Here is a 9,627-nt window from a genome sequence, read left to right as displayed (position 1 = left end):
CTGTCAGCCTCTCGCCTCGATTCCCGACCTGTTGGCGCTCCATGCCGCCGACCGCGTCCGTTTCCCCTACCTGCTGCAGTCGTCCGGCGATACCGGCTGGGACCTGCTGCTGGCCCTGCCGCGCGAGCGCCGCGTCTACCAGGCCGGTGACGAAGCGGCGTTTCTCGCCGATCTGGCCGCGCTGCCGCGCGAGGACGTCGCCAATCCGCACGGTTTGCCGTTCACCGGCGGCTGGTTCGTCTACCTCGGCTACGACCTGCTGTCGGCCTTCGAGCCAACCGTGCCGGCGGCGCTGCCGGACAGCTTCCCGATCGCCGCCCTCTCCAGGGTGCCGGCCGCCGTGCTGGTCGACCGCGAGAAGCAGCAGGCCTGGCTGATGGCCGAGAGCGAGGCGGAACGGGTCGAACTGGCGCGCAGCGTCGAGCATGTCCCGCCGTTCCAGCCGCAGCCGGTGGCACTGGCCGCGCTCGAGGAGGATCCGCCGGAGTGGTACACCGACGCGGTGGTGCGGCTCAAGCGCTACATCTACGAGGGCGATGTGTTCCAGGTGAATATATCGCGCGGCTGGCGTGCGACCTTGGCCGACGGCATCGCCGCGCCGGACCTGTTCGCCGCGCTGCGCCGCGCCAACCCGGCACCGTTCTCGGCCTTGGCAGACCTGGGCGACGCGCAGATCGTCAGCTCCTCGCCGGAGCGACTGGTGCGAGTGCGCGACGGCTGGGCCGATACCCGGCCGATCGCCGGCACCCATCCGCGCTCGACCGATCCGGACGAGGACGCCGCGCTGAAACAGCGGCTGATCAGCAGCATCAAGGAGCGTGCCGAGCACGTGATGCTGATCGACCTGGAGCGCAACGACCTGGGGCGCATCTCGCAGCCGGGCACGGTGGAGGTGAACGAGCTGATGGCAGTGGCGAGCTATGCCTACGTGCACCACATCGAGTCGAACGTGCGTGGGCGCCTGCGTGACGACGTCGACACCGTCCAGGTGTTCCGCGCGCTATTCCCCGGCGGCACCATCACCGGCTGCCCGAAGGTGCGCACCATGCAGATCATCCGCGAGCTGGAGAACAGCGCGCGGCGCGCCTACACCGGCACGCTTGGCTACCTCAACCGTGACGGCACGATGGACAGCAACATCCTGATCCGCACCTTCATGCAGGAGGGCAGCCGGCTGCGCTTCCGCACCGGCGGCGGCATCGTCGCCGACTCCGATCCGGAACGGGAACTGCAGGAGACCCGCCACAAGGTGCGCGGGCTGTTGCGCGCGCTCGGCGTGGTGGACTGAGGGGTATCGCGATGATGCTGATCAACGGCCTGCCGGCCGACACCGTGTCCGCTGCCGACCGTGGCCTCGCATACGGTGACGGTGTGTTCCGTACCATCGAACTCGTGGCCGGCCGGCCGCGACTGTGGCGTTGGCATTACGCGCGGCTGCGGGACGACTGCCGCCGCCTGCGCTTGCTGTGCCCGGACGAGTCGCTGTTGCTTGGCGAGCTGGCCGTTTGTTCAGTCAACCTTGAGCGTGCGGTCGCCAAGGTGGTGATCACCCGCGGTGTCGGCAAGCGTGGCTACGCGATGCCCGGCGATGCGATGCCGACGCGGATCGTGTCGGCGGCGGCATGGGGAGGCTATCCGGGGACGTTGGCCGAACACGGCGTGACGGTGCGGGTGTGCGAGTTGCGTCTGTCGCGGCAGCCGCTGCTCGCCGGCATCAAACACCTGAACCGGCTGGAGAACGTGCTGGCGCGCTCCGAGTGGGATGACCCGGCGATCTTCGAAGGGCTGCTGCTCGATGAGGATGGCCGGGTGACCGAAGGGACGATGAGCAATCTGTTCTACGTGCGGGATGGTGTGCTGTGCACACCGAAGCTGGACTTCTGCGGGGTGTCAGGGGCGCTGCGCGCCTGGCTGATGGCTGCTGCGTCGGAAGCCGGATGCCCGGTGTCGGAAACGCGACCCGAGCTTACCGAGCTGCTCGACGCCGACGAGCTGTTCCTCGGCAACAGTCTGCTCGGCGTCGTACCGGTCGCCGAGCTCGCGCAGCGGCGCTGGTCGGCGTTTCCCGTCACGCGCCACTGGCAACGACGGCGGCTCGACGAAAACTAGGGCTCGCCATGCTTAGGCGCGGATCTTCGAGCCCGATTGGAACAAGGACGCCATGGCATCAGCCGTGGCGTTTTTCATGGCACCGGCGGTGCATCGAACGGCACGAACCATTCAAGATGGCGGGCCGGGGCTGCTGGGTCGATACCGTGGCGCAGCAGTGCGGCGTCGAGTGCACGGGCGAAGGCATCGGTGTCGGTAATGCCTTCGTATACTTCCATCCAGGTGAGCGCGTCGTCGCGCCGGTGCAGCAGGCGGGCATCGGCGCCGGTCTGCCAAGCCAGCTCCGCCTGCATCGCGGTGAGCCGGTGAAACAGCGCCGTGTCCGGCGCGGCGAGCTTGAAATACACGTACAAGGAACTACGCGGGCGTGCCATCGGCGACCTCGGGGCGGGAAATCGCTTATGATACCTGTCCAACAAAGAGACAGAAGAGGAATGAGCGTGCAGCGGGTGGAAACGGTGGTGATCGTCGGCGTCGGCCTGATCGGCGGTTCTTTTGCGCTGGCGGCCAAGCGTGCCGGCCGGGTCGGTCGGGTGATCGGCGTCGGCCGCTCCGAGAAGAACCTGCGCCGCGCGCTGGAGCTGGGTGTGATCGACGAGGCGAGCCAGGATGTGGCCGCTGCCTGCTCCGCCGCCGATCTGGTGCTCGTTGCGACGCCGGTTGGCCAGATGGCACGGGTGTTCGACGCGATCGCGCCGGTGCTGCCCGCCCATGCCATCGTCACCGATGCAGGCAGTACTAAGGGCGACGTGGTCGCACTGATGCGCGCGCACCTGCCCAGCCATCTGGCGCGCTGTGTGCCGGCGCATCCGATCGCCGGCTCTGACCTGTCCGGCGCTGCCGCCGCGCAGTACGGCCTGTACGAGAACCGCAAGGTGGTGATCACGCCGTTGGTCGAGACTGCGCCAGACGCGGCCGAACTGGTCGCCGAGCTGTGGCGTGCCTGTGGCGCCAACGTACACCAGATGGGCCCCGACGAGCACGATGCGGTGTTCGCCACCGTTAGCCACCTGCCGCATCTGTTGGCGTTCGCCTACGTCGGCATGGTCGCCGACAAGCCCGACGCGGTGCGCTGTTTCGACTTCGCCGCCACTGGCTTTCGCGACTTCACCCGCATCGCCGGCAGCCACCCGGAGATGTGGCGCGATATCAGCTTGGCCAACCGCGACGCCTTGCTCGCCGAGCTGGCGCGTTATCGCGCCAACCTCGATGCCTTGACCCGCCTGGTGGAGGCCGGCGCCGCCGACGAGCTGAACGACTTCTTCGAGCACGCCCGCGAGGCGCGCGTCGCCTGGCATCAGCGCTTCCTGCGCAATAGCTGACCCCGGTTTTTGAGGCAGGCCGTCCAACCGGATGGCCGGCTTTGTCACCCCCGCGTTTTGGTCAACCCTAGACCGGAAAACGCGTTATTCCACAAGAATAAGGAGACACCATGCAGCCTGTTGTCCTGATTACCGGCGCGAGCCGCGGCATCGGCGCTGCCACCGCTCGGCTGGCGGCGAAGGCCGGCTACGCGGTCGGCGTCAATTACCTGCGCGATAGCGCTGCCGCCGACGCGGTGGTGGCCGACATCGTTGCTGCTGGCGGACGTGCCGTCTCGCTCAAGGCCGATGTGTCGGACGAAGCGCAGGTGGTGGCGATGTTCGAGCGCTGCGACGCCGAGCTCGGCCCCTTGTCGGCGCTGGTCAACAACGCCGGCGTGGTGTCGCCGCAGGGGCGGCTGGAGGACTTCGACGCGGCGCGCTTGCAGCGAGTGATGGCGATCAACGTAATAGGCAGCTTCCTGTGCGCGCGCGAGGCGGTGAGGCGGATGTCAATCCGGCATGGGGGGCAGGGCGGCGCGATCGTCAACGTGTCGTCGGCCGCGTCGCGGCTCGGTTCGGCCAACGAGTACATTGACTACGCGGCCAGCAAGGGCGCGATCGACACGATGACGCTCGGCCTTGCGGTCGAGGTGGCCGCCGAGGGCATCCGCGTCAACGCGGTGCGCCCTGGGCTGATCGAGACCGACATCCACGCCAGCGGCGGTGAGCCGGGCCGGGTGGCGCGTGTGGCACCTACTATCCCAATGCAGCGAGGCGGCACCGCAGAAGAAGTGGCGAACGCTATCGTCTGGCTGTTGTCCAAGGAAGCGTCGTTTTGTACCGGCAGCCTGCTCGATGTGTCGGGCGGGCGTTAAGCGTCACTAACAATCCCCTGCGTTGTTCCCAGCCTTGCCGTACGCGCTTGTGCCGTATCTTTGCAGAAACTTCGGCAATGCCTCGTTTTCTGCGTCAAGGCGCGCGCGACCACTGCGTTGGGTTTTGTGAGTGATTTTCAGTACACAGGAGTGCGGATGAAAATCTGGGTTGATGCCGACGCCTGTCCGGCGGCGGTGAAGGAGATGCTGTTTCGCGCAGCCGATCGCGAGCAGGTGGCGGTGACACTGGTCGCCAATCGTCTGCTGCGCACACCGCCATCACGGTGGGTGAACGCAGTACAAGTGGAGAGCGGTTTTGACGTGGCCGACGGTTATATCGCGCAGCAGGTGAAGCGAGGCGATCTGGTGGTGACGGCCGATGTGCCGCTCGCCGCTCTGGTGGTCGAGGCCGGTGGCGAGGCGCTTAATCCCCGAGGCGAGCGCTACACCGCCAGCACGATCCGCGCTGCGCTGACGATGCGCAATTTCCTCACCGAGCTGCGTGACAGCGGTGTCGAAACCGGCGGGCCGCCGCCGTTCGGCCAACGCGACCGGCAGGTATTTGCGCGAGAGTTGGACGGATGGCTGCACAACCGCGCCAAGGCGCTGGTGAAGGTGGAGCGCTAGCACGCTCGATATGTCCCTGATTTACCCGAATCGAAGGCAGGCAGGCCGCGCATCGTGCGGCCTGCCTTTTTCTTAGAACCTGTTCACGTTCTCGCGAACGAAGGGGCAGCCAAGGCGAAATGACACGAAAAAGCGGAATGGACAGGGAGTCCATGAGCATTTTGAGCGGCATTTCAACGCAGGATCACCCGAGTGCAGCAGATCGTGAACAGGTTCTTACCAGACCCGCAGTACACGTCCGCTCTGGATGCCTTCGACGCTGCGCTGGTACGCCAGCGCCACTCGCGCGACCGGCACTGCTTCGACGCCGGGGAAGAGCGGCCCGTAGTCTTTCCACGACTCGACGACCACGTTCGGGCTGACCACATTGACGCGCAGGCCGCGCGGCAACTCGAGCGCAGCGGCGCGCACGAAACCCTCCAGCGCCGCGTTGACCGTCGTCGCGTTGCTGCCGTTGCGGATCGGCTCGTCGCTGACGATGCCGCTGGTCAGCGTGATCGAGCCGCCGTCGTTGAGGTGATGCTGGCCGGCCAGTACCAGGTTGACCTGGCCGAGCAGCTTGTCGTTAAGGCCGATCTGAAACTGTTCCGGCGTGGTCTCAGCCAGCGGACCGAAGTGCAACTGGCCGGCGGTGGCGATCAGCGCATCGAGCGGGCCGATCTTTTCGAGCACCGTGCGGATGCTGGCGATGTCGGTCAGGTCGGCGCGGTAGTCGCCGCTGGTGCGGCCGATGCTGATGATGTCGTGATGCTGGCCGAGGCGTTCGACCACGGCGCGGCCCAGCGTGCCGCTGGCACCGAATACGGCGATTTTCATGCTGCTCTCCTTAAGTGAAGCCGACGTTGCTGTCGGGATGGAGAGAGTGTCGCCCAGTGCAAAAAATGAATAAATCAGTGTAGATTTACAAGAATAAAAACTATGGGTTTCTAATCGTGAATAAGCTGCTCAGCATGGAAGTGTTCGTTGCGGTGGTCGAGGCGGGCGGTTTCAGCGCAGTGGCAGACCGCTTTAGCATGTCGGCGCCGATGGTCGGCCGCCATGTGCGGCATCTGGAGGAGCAGCTCGGCGCGCGGCTGTTGACCCGGACCACCCGGCGGCAGAGCCTGACCGAGATCGGCCGGCTGTACTACGAGCGCTGCCGGCAGATCCTCGCCGACATCCGCGCCGCCGAATCGAGCGTGGAGGTTCTGCGTGTCGAGCCGCGCGGCCTGCTCAGGATCAGCGCACCAGTAACGCTGGGAACCCAGGCATTGACGCCGCTGGTCGCCGAGTACCTGATGCGCTATCCACAAGTCAGCATCGAATTGTTGCTGGACGACAGGGTGGTGGACCTGGTCGGGGAGGGTATCGACGCGGCGATCCGGATCGGCCAGCTGCAGGACTCCACGCTGGTGTCGCGGCCGCTGGCGCCGTACCGGATGGTGATTGCCGCCGCGCCAGCCTATCTCGCCCGTGCCGGCACGCCGACCCGTCCGGACGAGCTGGCGCGGCACCACTGTCTGGGTTTTACTCACTGGGGGCGCTACTGGAGCTGGCCGCCGGGCGGCGAGTCGGACGGCGTCGAAGCCGCTTCGCCGAACCGTTTTCGCACCAACAACGGGCAGGCGCTACGCATGGCGGCGCTGGCGGGGCTCGGCATCATCCTGCAGCCGGAAGTGCTAATGGCCGACGAATTGGCCAGCGGCCGGCTGGTGCCGCTGTTGGCCGACTACACCCCGGCGGCCCGGCCGGTGCAGATCGTCTATCCGCAGGACCGGCTGGCGACGCCGAAGCTGACCCGTTTCGTCGAGTTCGTGCGCGAGCGGCTCGGCGAGTAGCGCCGGGCTGTCACGGTGGTGGGGGGGCTTAGGCGAGGGCGGAGTCGTCGGCCATCGCGGCGCGAATCACGTCCTCCTTGTCGGCCGGCAGCCAGCCGTCCGGTTTCAGGATCTTGCCGTCGGCACGGCGCACCACTTGGCCGTTCACCTGTTTGCGCAAATTGGCGGCGTGGATCGCATTGAACATTGCCTCCACCGGCAGCCCTTGCGACAGCAGCAGGCCGACCAGCACGTTCAGCACGTCGACGCCCTCGGCGGTCAGCTCGGCGCGGCGGCGCAGCTGCTCGGCCGGCGGTTGGTCGGCCAACGTTCGGTAGTCGGCCAGCGCTTCGGTGAACTCCTGCCACTCTTCTGCCAGCATCGTTTGCCACATTGCCAGCTGCTCTGCGCGGAAGGTCGGTGAGTCCGGCAGCGGCATGTCGAAGGCGTGCATGAAGGCGCGCCGTGCTGCGAATAAATCGGCCATTTTGTGTTTTTTATGTGGTTACAGTCTAGATATTGTATACAGGGCGCAGGGCGCGAACCAGAGCGTGGAGTGCCAGCAATGAAATACCCCGGCGCTTGGCCGGGGTTGTGGTGGATGGCTGGGGCGGTTCAGCGGGAGCGGTTTGGATCGTTGACGAGCATATACAGACCCAGGATTAGCCCCAGCGCGCACAGCGCCAACACATAGTGGGCCAGGGCCAGCGGGTCGTTCTTCAGCATCAGCGTTACCGCGATCGGCGTCAGGCCGCCGAAGATCGCGTACGCGAGGTTGTACGAGAACGACAGGCCGGAGAAGCGCACCACCGCCGGGAAGGAGCGCACCATCACGTAAGGCACCGCGCCGACGATGCCGACCGCGAAGCCGGCGAGCGGGTAGAGCAGGAACAGCTGCTCCGGCGCATTGCCGAGCGAGTGGTAGAAGGCGTAGCTCGTGCTGGCCAGGAGCAGGCAGCCGAGCACGAAGGTCTTGCCGGCGCCGAGCCGGTCGATCAGCGCACCGAAGAAGATGCAGCCGATGGTCAGCGCGATGATCGCCAGGCTGTTGGCCTGCAGCGAGGTGGCCGGGGCGATGTGGAATTGCTTTTGCAGATAGGTCGGCGTCATCAGGATCACCACCACGATGCCGGCCGACAGCAGCCAGGTCAGCCCCATCGACACCAGTACCGCGCGCTTGTGCTCGCGCACCACCGTTTTCAGCGGCAGCTCCTCGGCCAATGCCTTCTTGGCCTGCATCTCGGCGAACACGGGGGTCTCGTGCAGCCAGCGGCGCAGATACATTGCCACCAAGCCGAACACGCCGCCGAGCAGGAAGGGCAGGCGCCATGCCCATTCCTGGATGGCGGCCTGCGAGTAGGCGGTGTTGATCCAGGTGGCAACCAGCGAGCCGAGCAGGATGCCGGCGGTCAGGCCCGACGTCAGCGTGCCGCAGGCGTAGCCGGTGTGGCGGTTGGGTACGTGCTCGGACACGAACACCCAGGCGCCCGGCACTTCGCCACCGATCGCGGCGCCCTGCAGGATGCGCAGCGCCAGCAAGAGCAGCGGCGCGGCGATGCCGATGCTGGCATAGGTCGGCAACAGGCCCATCGCCAGCGTCGGCAGCGCCATCAGGATGATCGACAGCGTGAACATGCGCTTGCGGCCGAGCAGGTCGCCGAAGTGTGCCATGACGATGCCGCCGAGCGGGCGGGCCAGATAGCCTGCGGCAAAGATGCCGAAGGTCTGCAACTGGCTGAGCCAGTCGGGGCTGTCGGGCGGGAAGAACAGGTGGCCGATCACCGCGGCGAAGAACACGAAGATGATGAAGTCGTAGAACTCCAGCGCGCCGCCCAGCGCGGCGAGCGACAGGGTCTTGTAGTCCTGGCGGTTCAGCGGGCGGGCGGGTGGGGAGGCTTCGGCGAGTCTGGCTTGCATGGTCGCTCTCTTTAGTCTTGTGATTATTGATGTGTGGAACCACGAGACTACCGAGCGACGCAGCTGGATTCAATCGCCGATATGCCAATGGCGAGCGATGTCGGCCGGGGTGTGATGCATTTTGTGTCGCAAAAGCTTGTTGCGAAGAGATCAAACGCTAGTTTGGTGTGCAGGATGGGCACGAATCGCGCCGATCCGGTGACAAACAGGGGTGGGATGTGTCGAAGTGCCACAAGGTGCGATCGACCGGGCTGGGGACTCGTTTGTTATAAGACAACGCTTCGTGCGGCCAAGCCCAGTGCCGGCGAAAGCCGCGCTTAGTTAAGTTCGGCGAGGCTGGCGGTATCGCGCAGCTCGGCGATCAGCGAAAGCGCGTCGAGCGAGGCTTGGTGCTGCGCCGCGCTGCGGTCGGCGCAGGCGTCGGTCAGCACCACTACGCGCAGGTCGCGGTCGTGCGCGTCGCGCGCGGCGCACTGCACCGCCATCGTGGTCGACACGCCGGCAATCACCAGGGTGTCGATGTCGTTGGCGGCCAGTTGCACCGCGAGCTTGGTGCCGTAGAACGGGTTGACACGCGTTTTGACGATGAACAGGTCGTCGGCGACGTCGAGCGCGTCATGGAAGGCGGTGCCCCAGCTGCCGTTCTTCAGCGCCGCACCGCTGCGCGCGCCTGCGAACAGCTTGGAGCGCGGCGGGATTTCGCGCTCCGGGTTGTCGAAGCCGACGCTGACCCAGATCACCGGCCAGCCCTGGGCGCGTGCATGTGACACCGCGGCGTTGATGCGGGCCAGCACATCGTGCTCGGCGACGGAGGCCGCGCAGGAGGCGAGCTTGCCGTCCGGGTGGATGATGTCGTTGATCGGGTCGATAACGAGCAGAGCGGGGGTCATGGCGGTCCTTTCCCGGAGCAGGATATTAGTTAGATTTATGAATAGTAACTTGGATTACTAAGTGGATAAACAAAAGGCCGAACCGGCGGGGTCGGCCAAGTGGGCGTCG

The 9,627-nt window shown here is 66.1% G+C and carries 11 protein-coding genes; 6 read left to right on the top strand and 5 right to left on the bottom strand.

Going from position 1 to position 9,627, the window contains the following annotated elements:
- A partial coding sequence (locus QU481_RS16485; protein ID WP_435382745.1) for an aminodeoxychorismate synthase component I occupies positions 1–1,288 on the top strand: 1,288 nt, incomplete at its 5' end.
- 11 nt (positions 1,289–1,299) lie between these two features.
- On the top strand, positions 1,300–2,109 hold the full coding sequence (pabC, locus tag QU481_RS16480) for an aminodeoxychorismate lyase (RefSeq protein WP_289831123.1): 810 nt from the start codon (positions 1,300–1,302) through the stop codon (positions 2,107–2,109).
- 74 nt (positions 2,110–2,183) lie between these two features.
- On the opposite strand, the gene QU481_RS16475 is transcribed toward pabC, so the two are convergent.
- A complete protein-coding gene (locus QU481_RS16475) occupies positions 2,184–2,483 on the bottom strand; it encodes a DUF4936 family protein (RefSeq protein WP_289831122.1) in 300 nt (99 codons plus the stop codon).
- 60 nt (positions 2,484–2,543) lie between these two features.
- On the opposite strand from QU481_RS16475, the gene QU481_RS16470 reads away from it, so the two are divergent.
- From QU481_RS16470 to QU481_RS16460, 3 genes are all read left to right on the top strand, one after another.
- Positions 2,544–3,431 (top strand): prephenate dehydrogenase, encoded by an 888-nt coding sequence (locus QU481_RS16470; protein ID WP_289831121.1) that lies wholly within the window; start codon positions 2,544–2,546, stop codon positions 3,429–3,431.
- A gap of 110 nt (positions 3,432–3,541) precedes the next feature.
- Positions 3,542–4,288, top strand: a complete 747-nt coding sequence (locus tag QU481_RS16465) for an SDR family oxidoreductase (RefSeq protein ID WP_289831120.1) — start codon at positions 3,542–3,544, stop codon at positions 4,286–4,288.
- A gap of 156 nt (positions 4,289–4,444) precedes the next feature.
- Complete coding sequence (locus tag QU481_RS16460) at positions 4,445–4,915, top strand: YaiI/YqxD family protein (protein ID WP_289831119.1); 471 nt, start codon at positions 4,445–4,447, stop codon at positions 4,913–4,915.
- 216 nt (positions 4,916–5,131) lie between these two features.
- Here QU481_RS16460 and QU481_RS16455 read toward each other — a convergent pair whose 3' ends face one another.
- Positions 5,132–5,770, bottom strand: a complete 639-nt coding sequence (locus QU481_RS16455; RefSeq protein ID WP_289831124.1) for a short chain dehydrogenase — start codon at positions 5,768–5,770, stop codon at positions 5,132–5,134.
- 77 nt (positions 5,771–5,847) lie between these two features.
- Here QU481_RS16455 and QU481_RS16450 point away from each other — a divergent pair, with 77 nt between their 5' ends.
- A complete protein-coding gene (locus tag QU481_RS16450) occupies positions 5,848–6,732 on the top strand; it encodes a LysR family transcriptional regulator (RefSeq protein WP_289831118.1) in 885 nt (294 codons plus the stop codon).
- Between the two features lie 28 nt (positions 6,733–6,760).
- Here QU481_RS16450 and QU481_RS16445 read toward each other — a convergent pair whose 3' ends face one another.
- The 3 genes from QU481_RS16445 to QU481_RS16435 form a co-directional block, all read right to left on the bottom strand.
- Positions 6,761–7,198 (bottom strand): nucleoside triphosphate pyrophosphohydrolase family protein, encoded by a 438-nt coding sequence (locus tag QU481_RS16445; RefSeq protein ID WP_289831117.1) that lies wholly within the window; start codon positions 7,196–7,198, stop codon positions 6,761–6,763.
- A gap of 128 nt (positions 7,199–7,326) precedes the next feature.
- Entirely contained in the window at positions 7,327–8,628 is a 1,302-nt protein-coding gene (locus tag QU481_RS16440) for an MFS transporter (RefSeq protein ID WP_289831116.1), read from the bottom strand.
- Positions 8,629–8,945: 317 nt separating this feature from the next.
- On the bottom strand, positions 8,946–9,518 hold the full coding sequence (locus QU481_RS16435) for a cysteine hydrolase family protein (protein WP_289831115.1): 573 nt from the start codon (positions 9,516–9,518) through the stop codon (positions 8,946–8,948).
- Between the last annotated feature and the right edge of the window lie 109 nt (positions 9,519–9,627).

This window comes from Crenobacter oryzisoli (assembly GCF_030385785.1).
Taxonomy (GTDB): Bacteria; Pseudomonadota; Gammaproteobacteria; order Burkholderiales; family Chromobacteriaceae; genus Crenobacter_A; species Crenobacter_A oryzisoli.
This window is presented reverse-complemented; position numbering and strand designations above follow the sequence as displayed.

Excerpts from the sequence above, each read along its gene's own strand:
- QU481_RS16465 (WP_289831120.1), top strand. The coding sequence starts at position 3,542 with ATGCAGCCTGTTGTCCTGATTACCGGCGCGAGCCGCGGCATCGGCGCT.
- QU481_RS16440 (WP_289831116.1), bottom strand. The coding sequence starts at position 8,628 with ATGCAAGCCAGACTCGCCGAAGCCTCCCCACCCGCCCGCCCGCTGAAC.
- pabC (WP_289831123.1), top strand. The coding sequence starts at position 1,300 with ATGATGCTGATCAACGGCCTGCCGGCCGACACCGTGTCCGCTGCCGAC.
- QU481_RS16460 (WP_289831119.1), top strand. The coding sequence starts at position 4,445 with ATGAAAATCTGGGTTGATGCCGACGCCTGTCCGGCGGCGGTGAAGGAG.
- QU481_RS16435 (WP_289831115.1), bottom strand. The coding sequence starts at position 9,518 with ATGACCCCCGCTCTGCTCGTTATCGACCCGATCAACGACATCATCCAC.
- QU481_RS16470 (WP_289831121.1), top strand. The coding sequence starts at position 2,544 with ATGAGCGTGCAGCGGGTGGAAACGGTGGTGATCGTCGGCGTCGGCCTG.
- QU481_RS16445 (WP_289831117.1), bottom strand. The coding sequence starts at position 7,198 with ATGGCCGATTTATTCGCAGCACGGCGCGCCTTCATGCACGCCTTCGAC.
- QU481_RS16475 (WP_289831122.1), bottom strand. The coding sequence starts at position 2,483 with ATGGCACGCCCGCGTAGTTCCTTGTACGTGTATTTCAAGCTCGCCGCG.